A 23793-nucleotide genomic window follows, 5' to 3' on the forward strand; every position below is an offset into this window, starting at 1 on the left:
AACCATGGATCACAAAATTTATATACTGATCGTTGAAGATGAACTTGAAGTGATGGATGCCCTTGTAAAGGATCTCGAAAACTTTGAGGCCTTCTTTCCCGTCGAAACTGCCAATGATACCCGCGAAGCACAGGAAGTGATCGATTATATCATTGATCATGGCCACAGGATTGGATTGATCCTCTGCGACCATGTGTTGCCGGGTAAGAACGGTGTGGATCTGCTTATCGACCTTCAGTCAAATGAGGATACCATCAAGAGCAAAAAGGTTCTCGTTACCGGACAAGCAGGACATGAAGACACCATTCTGGCTATCAATAAAGCCAACCTGGATCATTACATTTCCAAACCGTGGACGGAAGAAGGGTTACAGGAAGTGGTCAGAAACCAACTCACGGATTACGTGATCGAAAATGAAAAGAACCTTCTTTCTTACATGCAGATCCTGGATGCTGAAAAATTATCGGAAGCCATGCGAACTAAAAAAATGACCGATCATTGATATGACTGACCAACAAGGTATATCGTGGCTTAATGATACCGGGGCCATACTGAATTTTATTCGAAGATTGATCAAAGATCTTCCTGAACTGCAGGAGCGGCTCATGGACCTTAATGAAGGTGATCTACTTTTCTCTCAGGGTGATCCCCTGGAGCATATGTATCTTGTGTTGGAAGGAAATATCACTCTCACCCGAACTCAACCCGATGAATCTGAAGTTAAGCTGATCACATTGGGTCCCGGTAGTTTTGCCGGGCTTATTGCCTTCACCACCGGTGAACCAACCCTGACAAGCGGACGCATTTCACAGAAAGGTCAGGCTTTGAAGATGCGGCCTCAACAATTTGAGCAGTATTTGAACGATCACCCCCGCTTAAAACATCCGCTTCAGCAACTCATGCTGAACAACATGATCCAGCGGTATAAGAGCAACCTACGGCTTCAAACCAGAACCCACCTGCTCAGTAAAGAGCTGAACAAAGAGCGTAATGATCTTAAAAAAGCCTATGCCCAATTAGAGGAAACACACCAAATGCTGGTACATCAGGAGAAAATGGCGACCCTGGGTGAGCTTGTTTCAGGTTTTGCCCACGAGGTCAACAATCCGGCTTCCGCTTTAATGCGAGCCGCTGAAAACCTGGTAGAGATCTACTCCAAGTTTGAAAGCAGTCATTATTCATACAAGCTATTCAGGTTGGGCTTACAATCCACACCGGTTGACAGTAATACCCAGCGTAACCGAATGCTTATGATCGAAAAGCGTTACCCCTGGATCCATGATCGCTCATCGGTTAGAAAACTGGCTCATATGTCGGACGAGGCCCTTGACCTGATCGATGCAAACCGGAAAAAGGGAGAGATGGATACGCTTATCAATCATTATGAAGCCGGCAAGATGATCCATAATATTCGTATTGCCAGCCAACGCATCGCCAATCTTGTGAAGAGCCTTAAAAGTTACAGCCGTCAGGATCAAAACAAGGAAGAACACGCAGACATCAGAGAAGGCATTCAGGATACCATTTTGGTATTAAGCAATCGCCTCAAATTCATTGACCTGAACCTCAAGTTCAACGACATCCCAAAAACCTGCGCTAACATTGGAGACCTCAATCAGGTCTGGACCAATATTATCGTAAATGCCTGCGATGCCATGAAAGATCAGGGCAAACTCACTATCTCAACTGAAGCTACTGATGACTTCATCTTTGTGAAAATATCCGATTCCGGTCCCGGAATACCTGAACATCTCATTCCAAAGATCTTTGAACCGAATTTCACGACCAAAAATCAGGGAGCTGAATTCGGTCTTGGACTTGGACTTGCCATTTCAAGCGAGATCGTAGGTCAAGCCGGGGGTGAAATAGAAGTCACCAATAAAACCGGGGGCGGGGCTCAATTTTCTATTTCCATCCCAATTCGGGAAGATTGCTAACAGTTGATGCCTGATCAATCAACCCTTATGAATTCTTTTCCGCGGCTTCATTCGCCATATAATACAGCTGCATGATCCGGATCTGATCATAACCGATCTTCTTATTCATACGATCATACACCACTTTTAACATGTGTGAACCCTTCTCATCAAAAACTTTGATGATCTCATCCTGCTGCCTTAAAGATAGACTTGTGGCATCGGTGATACCATCCAACCGGAGATCATTACCCTCCTTCAAATAATCTTTAAGGTGGTTCAGAATGGTTACTTCCTTTACACCGTGTTCTTCAGCCAAATGTTCAATAGACTGACCGGCATTAAAGGCTTTACCTATCTGCTGATGCAGCTCAACATTTTCAAGTTCTTCGGCTTTTTCCTGAAGGGTTTCTTCTTTGGATTCAATGTCGTGCTCGGCCGTGTACTTTTTGATGACACCGATAAAGGCCGACCCGTACTTTTTCAGCTTCACATCTCCCACACCATACAGCGGTAACAAATGCTCCTTGTCTTTTGGATAATAATAGGCCATTTCCATAAGCGTGGTATCAGGGAAAATGGTGTACGGTGGAATGCCTTTTTCATCTGCCATCTGTTTACGCTCTTTACGAAGGATCTCAAAAAGGTCCTCATCGTATTTAGCTTCCACTTCACTGGCCACACGCGACGCTTCTTCGGTGCTCATGGCCGTAGCGGTTCTATCCAGCGTTCCGTACACATTTTCATCCCCTTTCAGCACAGAGTGGCCCTTTTCTTCAATCACCAGCTCGGCATGCTCGCCTTTCGACAAATAATCCTGCCGGATCAACATTCTTGAAAGCTGCTCCCACTGATTTTTCGACCATTCTTTGCCTGATCCATGTGAGCTTAGCTTATCGTGTTCCAACTCCAGTACTTTTTGCGCTTTGGAACCTCTCAATACATTGATGACCTGCGTTTTTCCAAAGCTCTCGCCCAATTCGGAGATACACTTCAGTAATTTCTGTGCCTGCAGGGTGAAATCTTCCACATCCTCTTCTTTTGAGAGGCAATTATCACACATACCACATTCATCTTTCGTGTATTTCTCTCCAAAATATTTCATCAAAGGAATACGGCGACATTTTTTTGTCTCAATGAATTTAACGAGATCATCCAGGTGCTTTTCAGCAATCTCTTTTTCCTGCCCTTCTTTTTTGTTGATGAAGTATTTGATCTTATGGCGATCGTTGTAGCTGAATAACATCACACAGTCGGAGCGTAACCCATCTCGCCCTGCACGACCAATTTGCTGATAATACTGCTCGATGTTCTGTGGCATATCATAGTGCATCACAAAACGCACATTTGGCTTGTTGATCCCCATCCCAAAAGCAATGGTAGCCACAATGATCTGCACATCATCCCTAATGAACTGCCGCTGATTTATGGCGCGGTCACGGTCAGAGAGTCCCGCATGGTAGGGTTTCACCGAATATCCTTCATCATCCAATGCCTGATAGAGTTCATCTACCTGTCGGCGTGAAATACAATAAATGATACCGGATTGATTCTTTCGCGTATACAGAAAATCCAGCACCTGATTGGTGGCATCTTCTTTATCCGCAATTTTCAGAAACAAATTAGGGCGGTCAAAGCTGGCGATGAATTCTTCAGACTCACCAAACTCCAGCGTCTTCTTGATATCTTCACGCACCCTTGGGGTAGCCGTTGCTGTCAGAGCCATGCAGGTGGCATCCGGAAAGATCTCCTTTCTTACCCGGGCCAGTTCCCGATAATCGGGTCGGAAATCATGCCCCCATTCAGAGATACAGTGAGCTTCATCCACAGCAAAGAGATCTACTTTAATATTATCCAGAAGCTCGCGGGTCTTGTCCATTAATAAGGTTTCCGGGGCTATATACAGGAGCTTAGCCTTTCCGTTCAGGACCTGTCGCCGGTTATAACCGTATGCTTCCGGTGAAAGGGAGCTGTTCAGGTGTACAGCATTGATGTCAAATTCGCGCAGTTGTTCAACCTGATCTTTCATCAGGGAGATCAGGGGAGATACGACCACCGTAAGGCCGTCAAAAATTAATGCCGGGATCTGATAGCAGAGAGACTTCCCCCCACCGGTTGGCATAATGACGAGTGCATCTTTTCTCTTGAGTACCTGACTGATAATATCTTCCTGAAGGGGACGAAAGGTATCGTAGCCGAACGTTTCTTTTAGGGTAGCTTTTGCTTCTTTGATCACAGAATAGTGGTGTTTTGGTGGAGTGCAGATCTTATCTCTTTATTGCTCGTCTGCAATTTCACACTTTAGATTTATAATTATTGGGTTCTCTTATGACCCTAAAGGTAAGGCTGTTTTCATCAAAATTTAAGGAGGTTAGCAAAATTGATGGCTATCCCAATTATTTAATATTTAGAATTTCTTTGTGAGCTATAAACGAATCGACCATCCAACGCCTAAAGCAACGTCAGAACTGGATTCCGTTAATCCAAAAGAAAGAGAACTATTCATCGATATTTTTGAGGAAATAATATAACCTAAACCGGTACTTACACTTAAAGGCGGCTCATAATCATTAATAATTTCAGTGAAGCCGCTCAGGCTGGTACTCACAAGCCATTTTCCATTTGCAAGAGAACGACTGTATCCGATACTATAAGATAAAGGATCCTGAAGTTTAAGGTCAGGCATATCACCATACCACCATTTCATGAGGTCAACATACAGAAAATTATTACTGAGAAACCGTTGTGAGAGTGAGGCTCCAAAACCAAAATCCCATTCACCGGTTCCAAACCCATTATCCGTGCTTGTCATTGGGATTTTCAGGTTCGCGTTAAGCTGAAGACTTGTAGCACCATTATTTGACCTGATGAGATTATAATTGGCATAAACTGACGGATCACCAAAAGAATAGGAGTTGTAGGACAGGGTATCCGTCAGGTTGATCGTACTGTCTGATGAGTTATTAGCTAATGAAGCAGGTGAACTAAATTTACCCATTCCTCCGCCTCCCTGACCTCTTCCCGGTCGGTTTCCGGATGAATCTGCCAATGAACCGTGTTGTGAACCTCCTGTTGGTAAGTAACCGGTAGCTCCATAGGAAATCCAAGGGGAATTCTGATAAATAAAAGGCACGGATAACGAGGCATTGATCCTACTTCCCGAGACCATAAACCCGTTTAAAAATGAGACACTCTCGGTGTTTTCAGTAAAAAAATAGGAACCGGTTGTGTAATGCATACTTCCGTTGTAGGAAATACTTTGTGCCACTACACAACCGATTCCCTGATGGCTTGCTAAAGTTACCATCAACATCACCCCAATTTTGATCATTTGGGATCTCATACACAACTCCTATCCGGCTATAAACCACTTATTATTTAGGTAGTTAGTACTCTTAGTTTTGATTTTGCTTCAGGTTATCTTTTTCGTGCAAACGATCCCGAATTCTATCCATCGCTTTTACGGCTTCCTCGGCCTGGCCTGTCATATCATTTAATCGTTGGCGAAGCTGTTCCATATCTTGCTGCATGGCTCTGTCCTGGGTCATCTGGCGATCTTGAAGCATCATATTGCAACGTTCAGCGGCGTTTTTAAGGTTACCGATGGTCAACCCTAATTGTTCACTGAATCGATACATATTCTGATACTGATATCGTAACTGTTCATTTTGTGTTTGCTGCATGTTACGATTCATTTCCTGACTCAACATGTGTGTGCGTTCCTGAAGCTGATTCATTTTCTGCACCATCTGTTGTACTTGTTGCTGTTGCTGCATCTGTTGCATTTGCTGTTGTTGACCGGTTTGCTGGGCAACAACATTTGCGGTTAGAAACATACACATCAAAAGCATTGACGAGATCTTCATGGTTGTTTTCATTGTGTCTCCCTTCTTTATTTAATATTAATTTTGGCTCTCTAAACCATATATAAAATAACAAAAACGCTTATCAATAGATATAGCAGACCCCTAAGGAACAAACATTTAGCTCAAACTATTTCAACTCAAACCTTACCCTACCATAACCCGAAAAAATAACAAAGCCCTCCGTAGAGGGCTTTGTTTATGTTACCGATATACGTTCTATTTAGACAAATACAAGCTCTTGAACTCATACGGTTTCTTGAAGTGCTCGTCATTGAAGTCCTTCGCGAAGTAGATACTTTCACCTGTGGACTTCATCTCCGGCCCCAGTTCTTTCTTCACTTCCGGGAATTTATCGAATGGGAACACCGGCTCTTTGATGGCCCAGTTCTCCAGCTTCGAGGTCAGGTCAAACTCGGTCAGTTTTGCCCCAAGCATCACTTTCACACCAATGGCAGCTTCCGGTCGCTGTGTGGCTTTGGCCAGGAAGGGGATGGTTCGCGTGGTTCGAGGATTTGCTTCCAGCACATACACCTTGTCATCCTTGACGGCATACTGCACATTCAGGAACCCGAGGATCTCCATGTTTTCAGCAATCTTCTCCTGATATTCTTCGATGGTTTTTATGATCTCATCGCTTAGTGAATAGGGAGGCAGAACTGCCGTGGAATCCCCTGAGTGAACCCCGGCCGGCTCGATATGCTGCATGATGCCCGCAATATGAAGCTGATCGCCATCGAACACGGAATCCACATCCACCTCAATAGCGTGCTCCAGGTATTTGTCGATCAGGAAAGCATTCTCGGGATGCGTTTTCAGAATATTGGCTACATATTTCCGCAGCTCTTCTTCTTTCACCGCGATCCGCATGCCTTGCCCGCCGAGTACATAACTTGGTCGAATCAGTACCGGATAACCGATCCGGTCAGCGATCTTAACCGCTTCTTCCACTTCATGGGCCGTACCATATTCAGGGAAGGGGATATCCAGCTTCTTCAGGAATTTCGAGAACTCTCCGCGGTCTTCAGCAAAGTCGATCATGGCGAAATCGGTTCCAAAGATCTTAATGCCTTCTTCCACAAAACGTTTTCCAAGCTTGAGGGCTGTTTGACCACCCACCTGCAAGATCACTCCTTCCGGTTTTTCATGGTCGATGATATCCAGCACACGCTCCCAATACACCGGCTCAAAGTAGAGCTTGTCGGCGAAATCGAAGTCGGTGGACACGGTCTCAGGATTACAGTTCACCATGATAGCTTCATAACCCATTTCCTTGGCGGCCAACACCGCGTGCGTGCAGGAGTAATCAAATTCTATACCCTGACCAATGCGGTTCGGGCCACTTCCCAGGATCAGCACTTTTTTCTTATCGGTGACTTCACTTTCGTTTTCACCTTCATAAGCAGAATAGTAGTACGGGGTCTGCGCCGGGAATTCGGCCGCACAGGTATCTACCATTTTAAAGGAAGGGGTGAGGCCCAATTCTTTTCGGCGGTCACGGACTTTCTTGTCATCCACTTTCTCACCGCTTTTGCTTAGCAAGTAAGCGATCTGCGAGTCAGAGAAACCGGCTTGTTTCAGCTCAAAGAAATCGTCCTTGGTGATCTCTTTCAGGCTTTGCCCTTCGGTTCTATTTTCCAGCGAGACCATATACCGGATCTGCTGCAGGAACCACGGATCTACTTTGGTGATATCGGCAATTTCTTCAACCGAAGCCCCCATTTTGAAAGCATTACGGATCTGCATCGAGCGATCCCAGTAGGGCTTCAGCAAGCGTTCACGGACCGTTTTTCGATCAAATTCCTCGTAGCCGTCAGCACCTAATCCATCACGTCCCACTTCCAGTGATTGCCACGCTTTGTTCAGAGCTTCCGGGAAATTTCGCCCAATGGACATCACTTCTCCAACTGCTTTCATCTGGGTTGAAAGCTCTTCATCCACGCCCGGGAATTTATCGAAGTTGAAGCGTGGTATTTTGCAGACCACGTAATCGATACTCGGTTCAAAACAAGCGGATGTGGTTCCGGTGATCTGATTCTTAAGCTCATCCAATGTGTAGCCCACGGCCAGCTTCGTCGCTACTTTCGCGATCGGGTATCCTGTGGCTTTGGAGGCAAGGGCTGATGAGCGGCTCACTCTTGGGTTGATCTCGATGGCGACCAATCGGTCACTTCCGGGTTCCATAGCAAACTGCACGTTACAGCCGCCCGCGAAAGTTCCGATAGAGCGCATCATCTTGATGGCTGCGTCCCGCATGTGTTGCAGTTGTTTGTCACTTAATGTTTGAGTTGGTGCCACGGTCACCGAATCTCCGGTGTGAACACCCATCGGATCCATGTTCTCGATGGAGCAGATGATGATCACGTTGTCGTTGGCATCGCGCAGTAACTCCAGTTCATATTCCTTCCACCCAAAAATAGATTCCTCGATCAGTACCTGATGCACCGGACTCATTTCCAGTCCGCGCAGTACTTTTCGCTCAAACTCATCCTCATTCCATACGATACCTCCACCGGCACCACCCATGGTGAATGATGGTCGGATCACGATCGGTAAACCGCCAAGCTCTTCCTTGATCTCCTTTGCATCCAGCAGCGATTGAGCCGTTCTACTTTTACACTGCTCGATCCCGATCTCTTCCATCTTATCACGGAACAGCTGTCTGTCTTCGGTCAGCTCAACCGCATCAATATCTACCCCAATGATCTGAATGTCGTTCTCTTTCCAGAAATTCTCTTTTTCAAGATCACGGCAAAGGTTCAGTCCTGTTTGCCCACCCATGGTTGGGAGTACGGCATCGGGTTTTTCCTTGGCTACAATTTCACGGATGGAGTCGGTGGTCATCGGCAGCATGTACACGGCATCGGCCATGATCGGATCCGTCATGATCGTCGCCGGATTCGAGTTGATAAGTACAATTTCATAACCCTCTTCCTGAAGAGAGCGGCAGGCCTGAGAGCCGGAATAATCAAATTCGCAAGCCTGACCAATTACAATAGGTCCTGAACCAATGATCAAAATTTTATGAATGTCGTCGCGTCTGGGCATTTTGAGTTTCGTTATTTGTTAATTCGTTATTGGTAATTCGGTGTTAGGTTGGTTGCTTACTTCTGCTCTTTCATCATGTCGATAAACTGATCGAACAGGTACGCTGAATCATGCGGACCGGGGGATGCCTCCGGGTGATATTGAACCGAAAACCCGGGAAAGTTCTTGAACTTCAATCCTTCAATGGTATTGTCGTTCAGGTTAATGTGGGTGACTTCAGCAATCTTCTCATCGAGAGAATCTTCATCGACTGCAAACCCATGATTCTGGGTTGATATTTCAACCAGTCCTGTCTCAAGGTTTTTCACAGGTTGATTGGCTCCGCGGTGTCCTACAAACATCTTGGTAGTTTTGAGGCCTTCGCTTAGAGCCATTAACTGGTGGCCGAGGCAGATGCCAAACATCGGCTTTCCGGTTTCCTTGGCGTAATTCACAGCTTCGAGAGCATACTCAGCTGTTGCGGTGGGGTCGCCCGGACCGTTGCTGAAAAAATATCCGTCCGCTTCCCATTCTTTGATCTCATCCACCGAAGTTTTAGCCGGAAAGATCCGCAGTGTACAACCGCGTTTATTCAAATTATTAATGATGTTCTGCTTGATGCCATAATCGAAGGCGGCAACTCTGAATTCATCTTCGCCATTCACGGTCTGCGCTTCGGACCGGGTGACTTTGGTAGCCAGTTCAAGACCTTCCATGTCGTCCCAATCTTTGGCCATTTGAACAAGCTTATCCTCATCCATTTCTGTGCTGGAGATCACCGCGTTCATGACTCCTTTTTCGCGAACATGGCGTACGAGCTTCCGGGTATCAACTCCTGAAATTCCCGTGATCTCATTATCCTCGAGATATTCCTGAAGGCTTCGGTCCGCCATGGTGTTACTATACTCATGAGAGAAGGCCCGGCAGATAATACCTGCCACCATCACTTTTCGGGCTTCATCATCGCGTGGCTGGGTTCCGTAGTTGCCTATGTGCGGATAGGTCATCATCATTAGCTGACCGTAATAACTTGGGTCGGTGAAGATCTCCTGATAGCCGGTCATGCTGGTGTTAAAACACAGTTCACCACCGGTGATACCTTTATGGCCAACGGCTTTCCCGTGAACCACGGTTCCGTCGCTAAGTGCAAGTATGGCTTTTTTTCTTTCGTTTAATGACATGGGTTAGATATAGTTCTGGTTTGGTGAAATTGGTTGTTGGATAAATCTTGTCACAAGCGAGCCGCTTGCGTCAGGTTTTGGCTGGATAGGTTGAGCGCCAAGACGGTAAAGACGCTGAGCGTCATACCCAGTCCTTAAGGTGTAATTCAGCATCTCGCTCCATACGCTCTGCGTTGGAGCGGGTTGATTACGAAACAGAGCGTCGTAATCAGGCAGGAATGGAATTTTTAGCTCAAAAAAAATCCGACTACGGAAACCGCGTCGGATTTGAAAAATGATATGGGCAAATAATAATGCCATCAATTGCACGACCTCCTTTTTTGGGCGTGCGTTGTCAGTGCTTCAAAGCTATGGATTGCTAAATCGTTAATTTTGGTACGAGCTTTTTTGAAGTTTGCCTAAGATAAGGAGCGGGAATATTGGATTCAATTTTTGATTGAAGTATTTACGAACCTGTCCCGGAGTTTCACTTTTAGTATTGGGTTTTGAATCACGGATTATGGGTATTTATAGATGAACGCGGATTTTCTAACTATTCCGTAAAATCCTCTAATCCGCGATTTAAACCCTCAGCTAAACTTCCTGGAACTCGGCGTCTCCTTCACCAAAGAACCCGTTAAAGCAGCCAACCCACTGACCAATCCACCCAGAATGCCTGTGACCAAAACCACTATGATCGGGGAGCCAACCGAAAGCATCTCTGCAATGCGGGTGGAAAGTATGGCATCGTTGGCAAGGTGAATGTAGAGCGCTTGCCCGCCCCAAAGCAGGAACAGGGCTAAAAACCCCAAGCCAAAAGATACCAACGCTTTTTTATTGAAAACATATCCAAAGATCAACCCGGGAATGGCAATACTCCACCAGGGTAAGAACAGGTTCAATAAAAAAGCACTAATTAAGATAGCAGCAGCAAGAAGCATTCTTTCAACATTAATTTGAGTTAAGGCCTGAAGTGTACCAATAATTTTTAAAAGCTGTAACTGTATCAGATCAATTTTGGAATTCTGTCTTTTTGGAATGAAATTCAGCCAAATTAAACCCACACTTTGTGTCATGAAATTTCGCCATTTACCCCTTCTACTCCTTTTTATTCTGCCTATCTCCGTACTAGCCCAGGAAGTCTACTATCCCGGCACCTGGGGAAATTGGGAGAAACGTTCACCTGAAGAAATCGGCCTTAACGCCGATAAAATTCAGGAAGCCATTGAGTACGCTCAGGCAAATGAGACAAGTAATCCCCGCAGTATGGAGGAGAATCATTATGGCACCTTTGGTCGTGAACCCTTTGGGGATGGTATAGGCCCATTCAAGGACAGGGGACCTCAAACGGGCATTATCATCAAAGATGGATACATCGTAGCCGAATGGGGGGAGCCGTTTCGTGTGGACATGACGCACAGTGTGACCAAAAGTTTCCTTACAACTACCATTGGGGTTGCCTATGATCGCGGGCTGATCCGGGATGTGAATGATAAAGTGGATCCATATATGGCTCCCATCTACCTTATGGAATGGGATAACAATCAAAACAAAGCAGATACTTATAAAGAGCCTAAAGTTTTTGAGCCCTTCAAGGGAGAACATAACTCCAAGATCACCTGGAATCACCTGCTTCGGCAGACTTCTGATTGGGAGGGCACATTATGGGGTAAGCCGGACTGGGCCGACCGACCATCCGGAGATCGCTCCGAATGGATGACCCGCGTACGGCACGAACCGGGTACCGAATTTGAATACAATGATGTAAGAGTGAATGTTCTGGCTTTGGCTGCTATGAATGTATTACGCGAGCCGCTTCCCAAAGTACTTCGTGAAGAAGTAATGGATAAGATCGGAGCGTCCCCTACCTGGAGATGGATGGGGTATGAGAATTCATGGGTGATCATAGATGGTCAACAAATGCAGGCCGTGAGCGGTGGGGGTCACTGGGGTGGCGGCATGTTCATCAGTGCCCGCGACCAGGCTCGATTTGGGCTACTGACTCTAAGAAATGGAAAATGGAAAGACCAGCAGATCATTTCTGAGGAATGGAATAAAATGGCTCAAACCCCCACCGAAGCCAACACCAATTACGGTTTTATGAACTGGTTTTTGAATGTCAATAAAGACCGGTTGCCAAGTGCCCCAACTTCAGCATTCTTCCATCTTGGCTCCGGAGTTAATATGGTGTACGTAGATCAGGCAAATGAACTTGTTATAGTGGCCCGCTGGATCGAAAGTGATGCTATGGATGGGGTGGTTAAACGAGTTTTGGAGGCTATGGAGTGATCTAGTAAAATCCCTTTTCAAACATAGTCGGACAGGAATTCAATATAATTATGTTATCCGGTTGAGTTAATAGTTCCGAAATCCTACATCATATCACCAAATTACCCATGAATAAAACAGCGATCGTTATAGGTGCTACAGGATTGGTCGGATCTGAAGGATTGAATCTGCTTCTGGAAGATGAGCACTATCAAAAGGTCAAAGTCTTTCACAGACGAAGTACCGGTATTAACCACCCTAAACTGGAAGAGCATATAATCGATTTCGACAAGATCCATGAATGGAAAGACCTGATCACAGGTGATGAATTGTACTCTGCTCTGGGCACCACGATTAAGAAGGCCGGAAGTGAGGAGAGGCAATACACCATTGACTACACCTACCAATATGAGGTTGCAAAGGCCGCTGCAGAAAACGGTGTGAAAAAATATTCCCTGGTTTCATCAGCCGGTGCTAATCACCGATCAAGGGTATTCTATTCCCGCCTCAAAGGTGAACTGGATGACGATGTTAAAGCCCTGCCTTTGGATGTTATCACGATCATGAGGCCGTCCATTTTGGTCGGCGTTCGTAATGAAAGCAGACCGGGAGAATCTGTTGGTCTATTTTTTATGTCCTTTTTAACCAAACTGCCCGGCTTAAAGAAATACCGTCCTATCCCCGGAAAAACAGTGGCTCAGGGAATGATCAATTCGATGCATAAATGTCCACCGGGATACCACATCTTTGAACTGGATGAGATCTTTCATTTATAGCAGACCTATGTCATTTCCACAGGCAGTAGAGACGCTATGCATCGCGTCTCTACTGCCTGTGGAAAGCCTATTTTCAATTTGCAGGCTGATTAGTTACTATCCCTAAACTGCAATTTTACTCTCCTGCTATGAAAAAAACCTTTCTGCTATTCTTAATTTCATTTATTTCAATATCTGCCAATGCCCAAAACCTTAAACAGATCATTGACCAAAAAGCGAATGACATTGAGGAACAGGTCATAGAATGGCGGCGGCATTTTCATGAAAATCCGGAGCTCTCTAACCGTGAATTTGAAACAGCTGCTTATATCGCAGAGTATCTGAATGAGCTGGGGTTGGAAGTAGAAACCGAGGTGGCCCACACCGGTGTTGTTGCAATTTTGGAGGGAGGCAAACCGGGCCCCGTGATCGGTTTACGTGCCGATATTGATGGTCTGCCTGTCACAGAACGCAATGACCTCCCTTTTAAATCCATAGCCACCGGAATGTATCAGGGGAAAGAAGTTGGGGTGATGCATGCCTGTGGCCACGACACCCATATTGCCATCTTAATGGGTGTGGCTAAGATCTTAATAGATATGAAAGATGAGATCAAAGGAACAGTCAAATTCATCTTTCAACCCGCTGAAGAAGGAGCCCCCGTTGGTGAAGAGGGAGGGGCGAAATTGATGGTGGAAGAAGGAGTGCTTGAAAATCCTGATGTGGATGCCATTTTTGGCCTTCATATCTGGGATAGTACCCCGGTTGGCACCATTGGTTACCGGTCGGAAGGCATCATGGCAAGTGTTAACAGTTTCAGTGTGGAAATTAAGGGAAAACAGGCCCACGGATCTGCACCATGGGCGGGTATTGATCCGATCGTGACCGCAGCACAGATCATCAACAATGCACAGACGATTGTGAGCCGCAGCATGCCTTTGACTAAACAAGCGGCTGTGGTAACCTTTGGTAAAATTGAAGGTGGCGTTCGCCATAATATCATTCCGGAATCTGTAAGTATGGAAGGAACCATTCGGGCGCTGGATGAAGACATGCGTCAACTCATCTTTAAACGACTGGAAACTATCGTCCAAAACACGGCTAAAAGTAACGGAGCTACTGCAGAGCTAACTATCTATGACGGATATCCGATTACCTATAACGACCCGGAATTAACTACCATGATGGCTCCAACCTTGGAAGAAGTGACTGACGGAAATGCCCGGATCATGGATGCAGTTACCGGAGCAGAGGATTTCTCTTTCTTTCAGAAAGAGGTTCCCGGCCTGTATTTCTTCCTGGGTGGAAAGTCGCCTGATGTGGAATCCGGCGGCCACCACACTCCCGATTTTTACGTGGATGAAAGTGCCATGAAGCTGGGTGTCCGGGCTATGAGTAACCTGGTGATCGATTACATGAACAAAGTGAAATAGCCTTATTGCTTCTATATGTTATGGGCTATGTAAGCATTTACATGAGAAAAAGTCCTCAGTGATCTTTATCATTCATTCAATGAATAAAACTAAACTCACTTATGAAGAAATTACTCTCTCTTACTTTTACACTTTTTCTTTTAACAACCACTCTAAAAGCTCAGTTACCGGATCAAATTCAGGTCATTGATCCACCCTTTTGGTGGACTGAAATGCCGGTGACAGAGTTACAGCTGCAGCTTTATGGAGACGACCTCGGGCTCTATCGGGCGTCAACCGACTACCCTGGTGTAAAGATCACTAAGCAGTATGCCGTCGATTCGCCCAACTATTTATTCATTTATTTTGATATTTCGGATGAAGCCCAGGCCGGGAAAATGGAGATCGTGCTCACCCATCACAACAAGGAAATTGTATTTGATTATGAGCTAAAAACCCGGGAATCAACGGAGGGCCGAAATCAGGGATTTGATCCCTCTGATGTGATCTACCTGATGATGCCCGACCGTTTTGCCAATGGCGATCTATCCAATGATTCCATCGAGGGCATGCTCGAATCAGCCGATCGGTCCGATCCGCAACGCCGGCAAGGTGGCGACATTCAAGGGGTGATCGATAATCTTGATTACATTCAAAACCTGGGCATGACCGCCATCTGGTTTACTCCCATGTTCGAAAATGATATGAGTCCTGAGTATGGTGCATATCATGGATATGCGGCCACTGATCTATATAAAGTTGACCGCCGCTACGGAACCAATGAACTGTATAAAGAACTGGTGTCGAAAGTTCAGGATAGAGGTATGAAAGTGATCATGGATATGATCCACAATCATATTGGAGATAAACACTGGTGGATGAAGGATCTGCCAACTAATGATTGGGTTTTTGATTACCAGGAAGTTGGGCAAACCAATCATAGAGGAGTTGTGGCTTCTGATCCCTATGCTTCCAATTACGACTCCACCAAACTTACGGATGGCTGGTTCGTCCCTGAAATGCCTGACTTAAATCAAGACAATGATCTGTTAGCTGATTACCTCATTCAAAATACTTTGTGGTGGATCGAATACTCGGGGATCGACGGTATTCGCATGGATACCTATGTCTATCCTGACAAAGATTACATGGCTCGTTGGGCCAAAGAAGTCCTCGCTGCCTATCCCAACTTTAATATCGTTGGGGAAGCCTGGGTTGAAAATGTACCGGCCGAAGCTTTCTGGCAGTTTGATCAAGAAGGCGTTGATGACGGATATCAGTCACATCTTCCAAGCCTGACGGATTTTCAGTTCGCATTTGCCATCAGAGAAGCTTTTAATGAAGACTTTGGCTGGGAAACCGGACTGAGTAAATTGTACTACATGCTGTCACAGGATTTTCTTTATTCGGATCCAATGGGGAATGTGATCTTTCTGGATAATCACGACATGAGCCGGTATTTCGAACATATCGGTAAAGATGAGGATCACTTCAAAATGGCCTATGCTTTTCTGATGACCACTCGCGGAATACCTCAGGTCTATTATGGAACTGAGTTGATGATGGCTCACGAAAACCGTGGGGGTGATGACGAGGCCTGGCGCCAAACCATGCCCGGTGGCTGGCCCGATGATGATCGTAATGTATTTACCGAAGAAGGTCGCACCGACAAAGAAAATGAGATCCACGATTACATCACTAAGTTGACCCAATGGCGAAAGGATGCCATTGCAACCCATGAAGGCGAACTGGTGCATTTTATCCCTGAAAACAACACCTATGTTTACTTCCGGGTCCATGATGAACAAACTATCATGGTAGCCATGAATGCCAATGAGAACGCTGTTTCGTTAGACAGAGATCGTTTCGCTGAGATACTGGATGAATTTGAGCTTGGTCTCAATGTGATGTCTGGTAATGAGATCAATCTTTCAGAAGATATCGGGATTGAAGGAAACACTGCCCTGATCTGGGAGCTGGAATAAGACACCATTCCGTAGGGACAATTCATGAATTGCCCCTACGGAATACATTTTGCTCTTTTCGAGACCATCACATTATGTGCCGACGCAATGCGTCAGGCACGAGGCCAAACTGATGTTGAATCAACTCACGTCATCTCTTTAGTACTCCTCACTCTCCACTACAAACTTCAACCAAAAGGCCGTATCTTTAAGGCTTCAATCAAGCTGAACGAGACACTATGAGCACGGCCACTGCCGAAACTGACATTACTAAAGAGGCGAAAAAACGACGGACCTTCGCCATTATATCGCACCCGGATGCGGGTAAGACTACCCTCACTGAAAAGCTATTACTGTATGGTGGGGCCCTTCACGAGGCCGGATCGATCCGGGCCCGTAAAGCGAGTCGTCATGCCGCCTCCGACTGGATGTCGATCGAGCAGGAGCGTGGGATCTCGGTAACCTCCTCCGTTCTCCGTTTTGAGAAAGACGGCATCAAGTACAATCTCCTGGATACCCCGGGTCACAAAGATTTTTCTGAAGACACCCTCCGAACCCTGGTAGCTGCCGATAGCGGCCTCATGGTGATTGACGTTGCCAAGGGAGTTGAGGAGCAGACCGAAAAGTTATTTGAGGTTTGTAAGCTTCGTGAAGTTCCGGTTATCACTTTTGTAAATAAGTGTGACCGCCCCGGTATGGAGCCCTTGGAAGTTTTGAGTAATGTAGAGAATAAACTTGGTATTGAAGCTGTTCCGGCCAGCTGGCCAATGGGCTATGGGCAAAAGTTTCAGGGCATCTACGATGTGATCGAAAAGAAAGTTCACATGTATGAGAAAACCGATCACGGGGCCAAAAAAGCCGTAACGGAAGTGCTCGATCTGGAAGATGCGCTTGAAAGGTCCACTATGTCTGATACTGAAAAAGCTGCTTTCGAAGAGGAAGTTATGCTGATCGATGATATGTATGAGAACATGGATCGCACTGCTTATGCCACCGGTAAAGTGACACCCGTTTTCTTTGGTTCAGCCTTACACAACTTTGGCCTGGATGTATTTCTAAACTACTTCCACCAGCTGGCACCTCATCCCCAACAATACAAAACACCGGACGGTGTGGCACGTGACCTGAATGACGGTTTCTCCGGCTTTATATTTAAGATGCAGGCTAATATGAATCCTGATCACCGGGACTGTGCCGCCTTTATTCGTGTGGCTTCCGGAAAATTTGAACGGGGCCAACAGGTTACCATTGCAGGTATTGACAAAAAAGTGAAGATGTCGACCCCACATACCCTGATGGGCGATGATCGTCAGCTCATGGAAGAAGCTTATCCCGGAGATATCGTATCGATCTTCAATCCCGGTTCATTCCGTATTGGAAGCACCATTTACGAGAAGAACGAGGTTAAATTTGATGTGATACCATTGTTCACCCCCGAACATTTTCAAAAAGTGGCAACCAAAGATCCTTTCAAACGAAAGCAGCTGCGGGAAGGTTTGAAACAGCTTTCCGAGGAAGGGGTGGTTCATGTTTTTGAGGTGCCAAACGGAGTTGGTAACGAACTTTTATTGGGAACCGTAGGAGTGCTTCAGTTTGAAGTGGTGGAGCACCGCATGCTTGCAGAGTATGGAGTTGAACTGATCAAGACACCGGTTTCTTACTACTGCGCCCGTTGGCTCCCCAATGATCGTGATGACGTGATCGAAAAACTGGAAGCAAGCTACTCCACCCACGTCACCAAAGACATGGAAGAAAATCCAATTGTTCTGTTTGACTCACAATATGCCTTAAGTCAGGGTGAGGAAAAGGTTGGAAAAGAAAACCTCTTCAAATTCAAACAGGGCTGATTCTCGCACAGGATCCTGAAAAACGGCTCAAAAAAATTCACTAAACCACTCATTTGAAAATGAAATGAGTGGTTTTTTTATGCCATTTCTGATCAAAGTTTACTCCGACTTCTCGACTATCTCTTCGGAAAACCGCATCCATTTAAAATTACCTAGGCAGCAAATAACTTTATGATTTTATAACGCATAAAATTCCACACCGGGTACAAACACGCAGTATAGTTCCGTAATTTTTGTGGGTATAAAAACACGAAAGATCCTGACCATTTTCTTTTCCCCTAAGGCTCATCTATAACAGGATCTGATTCAACAATAAATTCACAACATTACCACGACTACATCTACATGAAATAATATTTAGACCTGTTTGGTCTCAATGATAAGATCGACTATATAATTGAAATTTTAGCCGGTGTTACGGTTTCCCTTGCTTTGATCCCGGAAGCCGTGGCCTTTGCGATGATCGCCGGGCTTTCTCCTTTAACCGGTTTGTATGCCGCCTTCATGGTAGGACTTGTAACATCCATCATCGGTGGGCGTCCGGGTATGATCTCAGGAGCTACAGGGGCCGTAGCCGTCGTATTGGTAGCTTTAGCTGTTTCTCATGGGCCTGAATATATCTTTGCAGCCGTCGTTTTAGCCGGATTGATTCAGGTTGCAGCCGGAATGCTGAAGCTTGGTAAACTCATGCGCCTTGTTCCTCACCCCGTGATCTTCGGTTTTGTGAACGGATTAGCGGTAATCATCTTCATGTCTCAACTGGATCAATTCAAGTCTCCATCCGGAGAATGGATGTCCGGACAATCATTGTATATCTTGCTTGGGCTCGTACTTTTAACCATGGCGATCATTTGGGCCCTGCCTAAATTCAGTAAAAAGATCCCGGCATCACTTGTCGCCATTTTGACCATTTTTGCCATTGTGGTTGTCTTTGGGATCGAAACAAAGACCGTGGGAGATATTGCTTCTATTCAGGGAGGATTCCCCCCATTTCATATTCCACAGATTCCATTTACCTGGGAAGCCTTTATGGTCATTCTCCCATACTCTGTGATCATGGCCGGAGTTGGCCTGATCGAAAGCCTGCTAACGCTCAATATCATTGATGAGATCACCGAAACCCGTGGAAATGGAAATCAGGAAGCCATGGCACAGGGTGCTGCAAATATCTTCTCTGGATTCTTTTCCGGAATGGGTGGTTGCGCCATGATCGGGCAAAGCCTAATCAACGTATCATCAGGGGCACGAACAAGGATCTCCGGTATTGTAGCTGCTGTTATGCTGTTGGTCTTCATCATGTTCGGCTCAGGCTTGATAGAATTATTACCCATGGCCGCTCTCACCGGCTTGATGATCATGGTAGCGATCGGAACTTTTGAATGGGCCAGTTTAAAGACCTTCAACCGTATGCCCGTTTCAGATATTTTTGTGATGATCATGGTCACCCTGGTTACCGCGGTTCTGCATAACCTGGCACTGGCCGTACTCATTGGGGTCATCATTGCAGCCCTTGTCTTTGCCTGGGATAACGCCAAACGCATCCGCACCCGGAAACACATCGACGAAGATGGCATCAAACACTATGAGATCTATGGACCGCTTTTCTTCGGTTCTGTATCTGTGTTTAACTCCAAATTTGATGTATTGAATGATCCCGATGAAGTCATCATAGATTTTGAGGAAAGCCGGGTAGTAGATATGTCCGCTATTGAGGCGCTGAATAAGATCACCGAACGCTACAGTAAGGTCGGTAAAACGGTTCATCTAAAACATTTGAGCAAAGACTGCCGCCACCTGCTCAAAAACGCCGATGCCATCATTGACGTGAACGTTATGGAGGACCCAACCTACAAACTGGCTTTGGATAAGATCTAAAACGTATTAAAAAAGGCTCAGCATTGAGCCTTTTTTAATTTTTCTACTTACCACCATTTGCCTGAAGATCCGCAATACAATTTGCGTCGAGGGCCGGAATGGATTCATCATTGAAAAGCTGCTCAATAAGATCTGAGCGCTGCATGGCATAGTACATCAGGCAGCTTTCGTTGTCACAATGGCTTCCGTTCTGCTCATCCTGATGATCCGTTTGCATATCCGTACCGGAATTTGGCACGTTCACTAATCCAAAAAGATGACCAAATTCATGTCTGAGGGAGATCGCCTCTACCTGATAGCGGGTCAGGGATCCAAATCCGGTTGAGGCATCATCATAAGCCGGGCCAAAAAATGCGTTAGACGTATTGAAGTAGGCAATACCCAACACGTTTTGCTGAGAGTAGTAGCCATCCGTGATCACCATGTAGGTTGAAAGTACGCCTTCCTCTGAAAAATTATTCCGATGTTCATTTTCAATATTTCGCACATCATTGGCCGAGTACGAATTCTGCTCTCCGGATGGGATCTGGGTTGGCTCAAGTATGGTAACCGTTGATTTATTCAACCGCTGCTCAAGAAAAGCTTTTAGGCTGTCGAGGGCTCTTGTGTTGGGAGCGTAGCCCGGCATGTAATCGATCTCAACGATCAATTCAGAAAAGGATTCATCTGATAAAAGATCGTTAGCAGACAATCCGGGGTTTTTTTGATGATCATATTCAAATCCGTTGCCATCGCCATTACTGCTTTGCGGATTATTTACGCATCCATAGGCCATAAACAGGACGGCAAAGAGTGCGACTATTCCAAGGTATTTAGATTGTAACAAGGTTTTCATAAGTGTGGGTTTGTTCATATTTCACCTAATTTAATGATCTGCAGATCTTAAATGTTCCAAAATTACTCACTCAACGACTTTCAAACCTTAAAGTATATGTGTAATTTATGTTATGACCCACAATTTTCCCATCAGAAAGATTATTCATGTTGATATGGATGCTTTTTATGCTTCCGTGGAGCAGAGAGATAATCCTTCTCTCCGAGGTAAACCGGTAGTGGTGGGAGGTTCGCCAAGTGGCCGGGGTGTGGTGGCCACTTGCAGTTACGAGGCCCGTAAATATGGGATCCACTCAGCCATGCCGGCCTCACAAGCTATTCGACTTTGTCCTCATGCTATTTTTGTGAAAACGCGTTTTGATGCCTACCGGGAAGTCTCTAAGAAAATTAGGGAGATCTTTTTTGAGTACACCGATCTGGTGGAACCACTTTCGCTGGATGAAGCTTTTCTGGATGTCACTGAAAATCACAAGAACATTCCTTCGGCTACCCTTATAGCCAAACAGATCAAGGAGCGCATCTTTGAAGAAACGAAACTGACCGCTTCAGCAGGTGTGGCTCATAACAAGTTTCTGGCAAAGGTGGCTTCCGATATTCATAAACCCAACGGCCTCACCCTCATTACTCCGGAAAAAGCCGAAGCCTTTTTGGAAGAACTCGATATCAAACGGTTTTTTGGTGTTGGGAAAGCCACCCAAAAGAAAATGCATGCTATTGGCATTAAAACCGGTGCCGACCTTAAGCAGTGGACCGAAATTGACCTGGTGAAGGCGTTTGGTAAGTCAGGCCGATTCTACTATCGGATCGTACGAGGGATCGATAATCGCGAGGTTAAGCCCCATCGAATACGAAAATCATTCGGCAAGGAGAGAACCTTTTCGGAGGATATTGACAGCATAGAGTGGATCCATAATTTTCTGGATGAACTGGCTCAAACCATCGCAGAGGGTATGAAAAAGATCAACGCTGCAGGAAAGACCATCACCCTCAAGGTTCGGTACAAAGATTTTGAAACCATTACCCGTAGCACCTCTATTTCTCATTATACGAACCGGTATCAGGAGATCAATGATGTGGTACGTAGTCTTTTAAAAGATACAGAGGTCGGGAAGCGTCCGGTTCGGTTGCTTGGCATCACACTTTCAAACCTAAACCTGAATGAAAAGAAAGTCTGGGAACAACTGGAGCTTTCTTTAAAATATTAAAAGGTGATGGAACTACGGTGTTACAGTGGTCAGTATCAACCACTGTAACACCGTAGTTCTAAAACATCATCACACTGAATACAGACTATCATTTTATCAAGATTATCGTGAATTTCCCCCGATACCATTCAACAATAAGAAATTGACAAAAAATGAGTGACGGTTACGGATTATTAAAAGGAAAAAAAGGAATTATTTTTGGTGCTTTGGATGAGCGCAGCATTGCCTGGAGAATTGCCCTGGCTTGTAAACGTGAAGGAGCTGATTTCGTTTTATCAAATGCACCGGTTGCATTACGACTGGGAGCTTTAGATGCATTGGGAGAAGAAACCGGAGCTCCGATCATTCCCTGTGATGTAACTAAAGATGATGAGATCGAAGATCTGATGAATCAAACCAAGGAACACTTAGGCGGGGTAGATTTCATTCTTCACGCTATCGGTATGTCACCGAACGTTCGCAAGAAAAAAGAGTACACCGATCTGAATTATAACTGGCTGCAGCAAACCCTCGATATCTCAGCGATCTCGCTTCACCGGGTTCTGCACCATGCTGAAAAAATGGATGTACTGAACGATGGCGGAAGTATTGTCGCACTTTCTTACATTGGCGCACAACGCATCTTCTCAAAATATTCTGACATGAATGATGCCAAGGCACTGCTTGAGAGTATTGCCCGAAATTATGGAAGTCGTTTAGCAAAGCGTGGCATTCGAGTTAATACGGTTTCTCAGGCACCGACAAAAACCTCGGCCGGAACCGGTATCAAAGGCTTTGATGGCATGTACACTTTTGCCGATATGATAGCTCCGATGGGCAACCCCTCAGCTGACGAATGTGCCGATTACTGTGTGACCTTATTCTCTGATCTGACACGAAAAGTGACCATGCAGAACCTGTATCACGATGGTGGTTTTGTGAATTCGGGTATCTCTGAAGAAATGATCAACGACCTCGCAAAGATCTACGCTGACAAAGACGACGAATAATATATGCCTGATATAATCCTCGGCATCGATCCCGGTTCCCGAAATACAGGGTATGCCCTGTTGACGGAAGAAAACGGAAAACTGATCGCTTTAAGGTGCGATGTGATCCGTATGGCCGACATTGATGATCATGCCGAGCGATTACAGGTGATCTTTGATAAGATCTCAGGGATCATCAGATCCAATCAACCTACGGCTTGTGCTGTTGAAACCCCCGTTTATGGGGTGGATCCCATGGCTATGCTCAAGCTTGGAAGAGCTCAGGCAGCCGCCATGCTGGCTATCACCAATAATGGCCTTCCGGCGGTTGAATACTTTCCTAAAGTGGTGAAGAAATCCATTACAGGTAACGGAAACGCCAGTAAGGAACAGGTGGCCTTCATGCTTAACAAGATGGTGAAACTGCCCGATGAAAAGCTATCCAATGACGCAACTGATGCCCTTGCAGTCGCCTGGTGCCATTTGATGAAAGGCAAGGGAATCCCCGGCTCCACCAAAAAGAAAACACATCAGAATAATGCCAAAGGCGACTGGGCTAGTTTTGTAGCTGACAATCCGGATCGGGTGAAGGGGATGTAGATGAGGCAAAAGCCTTCATAAGACATTCCCCAGCAGAGCTACGGAATGAGATAGATACCGTAGGGGCGAATCGCATTCGCCCTGATGTTTGAATCAAAC

18 protein-coding genes are annotated in these 23793 nt (G+C 45.6%); 11 read left to right on the forward strand and 7 right to left on the reverse strand.

Annotated features, from left to right (window positions below):
- Positions 1 to 4: 4 nt before the first annotated feature.
- Entirely contained in the window at positions 5 to 502 is a 498-nt protein-coding gene (locus C3B73_RS07120; protein ID WP_103664911.1) for a response regulator, read from the forward strand.
- A 1-nt stretch (position 503) separates the two neighbouring features.
- Positions 504 to 1937: an ATP-binding protein gene (locus tag C3B73_RS07125; protein ID WP_103664912.1), complete on the forward strand. Its 1434-nt coding sequence runs from the start codon at positions 504 to 506 to the stop codon at positions 1935 to 1937.
- A gap of 25 nt (positions 1938 to 1962) precedes the next feature.
- Here the strand turns inward: C3B73_RS07125 and recQ are convergent, their stop codons facing one another.
- The 6 genes from recQ to C3B73_RS07160 form a co-directional block, all read right to left on the reverse strand.
- The gene (gene recQ, locus C3B73_RS07130) at positions 1963 to 4152 is read right to left on the reverse strand and encodes a DNA helicase RecQ (RefSeq protein WP_103664913.1); all 2190 of its coding nucleotides are present in this window, start codon (positions 4150 to 4152) and stop codon (positions 1963 to 1965) included.
- A 189-nt stretch (positions 4153 to 4341) separates the two neighbouring features.
- On the reverse strand, positions 4342 to 5259 hold the full coding sequence (locus C3B73_RS07135; RefSeq protein ID WP_103664914.1) for a transporter: 918 nt from the start codon (positions 5257 to 5259) through the stop codon (positions 4342 to 4344).
- A gap of 52 nt (positions 5260 to 5311) precedes the next feature.
- Positions 5312 to 5794 carry a hypothetical protein gene (locus C3B73_RS07140; protein WP_103664915.1) on the reverse strand — a complete coding sequence of 161 codons (483 nt, stop codon included), beginning with the start codon at positions 5792 to 5794 and terminating at the stop codon, positions 5312 to 5314.
- Between the two features lie 204 nt (positions 5795 to 5998).
- Complete coding sequence (gene carB, locus C3B73_RS07145; RefSeq protein ID WP_103664916.1) at positions 5999 to 8827, reverse strand: carbamoyl-phosphate synthase large subunit; 2829 nt, start codon at positions 8825 to 8827, stop codon at positions 5999 to 6001.
- Positions 8828 to 8883: 56 nt separating this feature from the next.
- Positions 8884 to 9987 carry a glutamine-hydrolyzing carbamoyl-phosphate synthase small subunit gene (gene carA / locus C3B73_RS07150; RefSeq protein WP_103664917.1) on the reverse strand — a complete coding sequence of 368 codons (1104 nt, stop codon included), beginning with the start codon at positions 9985 to 9987 and terminating at the stop codon, positions 8884 to 8886.
- Between the two features lie 569 nt (positions 9988 to 10556).
- Positions 10557 to 11042, reverse strand: a complete 486-nt coding sequence (locus C3B73_RS07160) for a hypothetical protein (protein WP_232803060.1) — start codon at positions 11040 to 11042, stop codon at positions 10557 to 10559.
- Between C3B73_RS07160 and C3B73_RS07165 the strand changes: the two genes are divergently transcribed.
- The 6 genes from C3B73_RS07165 (at position 11041) to C3B73_RS07190 (ending at position 20087) form a co-directional block, all read left to right on the forward strand.
- On the forward strand, positions 11041 to 12255 hold the full coding sequence (locus tag C3B73_RS07165; protein ID WP_103664919.1) for a serine hydrolase domain-containing protein: 1215 nt from the start codon (positions 11041 to 11043) through the stop codon (positions 12253 to 12255). The two genes, C3B73_RS07160 and C3B73_RS07165, sit on opposite strands and share 2 nt — an antisense overlap.
- 107 nt (positions 12256 to 12362) lie before the next feature.
- The gene (locus C3B73_RS07170) at positions 12363 to 13010 is read left to right on the forward strand and encodes an NAD(P)H-binding protein (RefSeq protein WP_103664920.1); all 648 of its coding nucleotides are present in this window, start codon (positions 12363 to 12365) and stop codon (positions 13008 to 13010) included.
- Between the two features lie 128 nt (positions 13011 to 13138).
- Entirely contained in the window at positions 13139 to 14422 is a 1284-nt protein-coding gene (locus C3B73_RS07175; RefSeq protein ID WP_103664921.1) for an amidohydrolase, read from the forward strand.
- A gap of 101 nt (positions 14423 to 14523) precedes the next feature.
- Complete coding sequence (locus tag C3B73_RS07180; RefSeq protein ID WP_103664922.1) at positions 14524 to 16386, forward strand: glycoside hydrolase family 13 protein; 1863 nt, start codon at positions 14524 to 14526, stop codon at positions 16384 to 16386.
- A 218-nt stretch (positions 16387 to 16604) separates the two neighbouring features.
- Positions 16605 to 18212, forward strand: coding sequence for a peptide chain release factor 3 (locus C3B73_RS07185; protein WP_103664923.1), 1608 nt, complete (start codon positions 16605 to 16607; stop codon positions 18210 to 18212).
- 363 nt (positions 18213 to 18575) lie between these two features.
- On the forward strand, positions 18576 to 20087 hold the full coding sequence (locus C3B73_RS07190) for a SulP family inorganic anion transporter (RefSeq protein ID WP_408609850.1): 1512 nt from the start codon (positions 18576 to 18578) through the stop codon (positions 20085 to 20087).
- Positions 20088 to 20130: 43 nt separating this feature from the next.
- Here C3B73_RS07190 and C3B73_RS07195 read toward each other — a convergent pair whose 3' ends face one another.
- Entirely contained in the window at positions 20131 to 20940 is an 810-nt protein-coding gene (locus tag C3B73_RS07195; RefSeq protein ID WP_103664924.1) for a zinc metalloprotease, read from the reverse strand.
- A 136-nt stretch (positions 20941 to 21076) separates the two neighbouring features.
- Between C3B73_RS07195 and dinB the strand changes: the two genes are divergently transcribed.
- From dinB to ruvC, 3 genes are all read left to right on the forward strand, one after another.
- The gene (gene dinB / locus C3B73_RS07200; protein WP_232803065.1) at positions 21077 to 22126 is read left to right on the forward strand and encodes a DNA polymerase IV; all 1050 of its coding nucleotides are present in this window, start codon (positions 21077 to 21079) and stop codon (positions 22124 to 22126) included.
- A gap of 152 nt (positions 22127 to 22278) precedes the next feature.
- Positions 22279 to 23115 carry an enoyl-ACP reductase FabI gene (locus tag C3B73_RS07205; protein WP_103664926.1) on the forward strand — a complete coding sequence of 279 codons (837 nt, stop codon included), beginning with the start codon at positions 22279 to 22281 and terminating at the stop codon, positions 23113 to 23115.
- Between the two features lie 3 nt (positions 23116 to 23118).
- Positions 23119 to 23694, forward strand: coding sequence for a crossover junction endodeoxyribonuclease RuvC (gene ruvC, locus C3B73_RS07210; protein ID WP_103664927.1), 576 nt, complete (start codon positions 23119 to 23121; stop codon positions 23692 to 23694).
- Positions 23695 to 23793 lie beyond the last annotated feature (99 nt).

Origin of the sequence: Gracilimonas amylolytica, assembly GCF_002911695.1 — a bacterium.
Taxonomy (GTDB): Bacteria; Bacteroidota; Rhodothermia; order Balneolales; family Balneolaceae; genus Gracilimonas; species Gracilimonas amylolytica.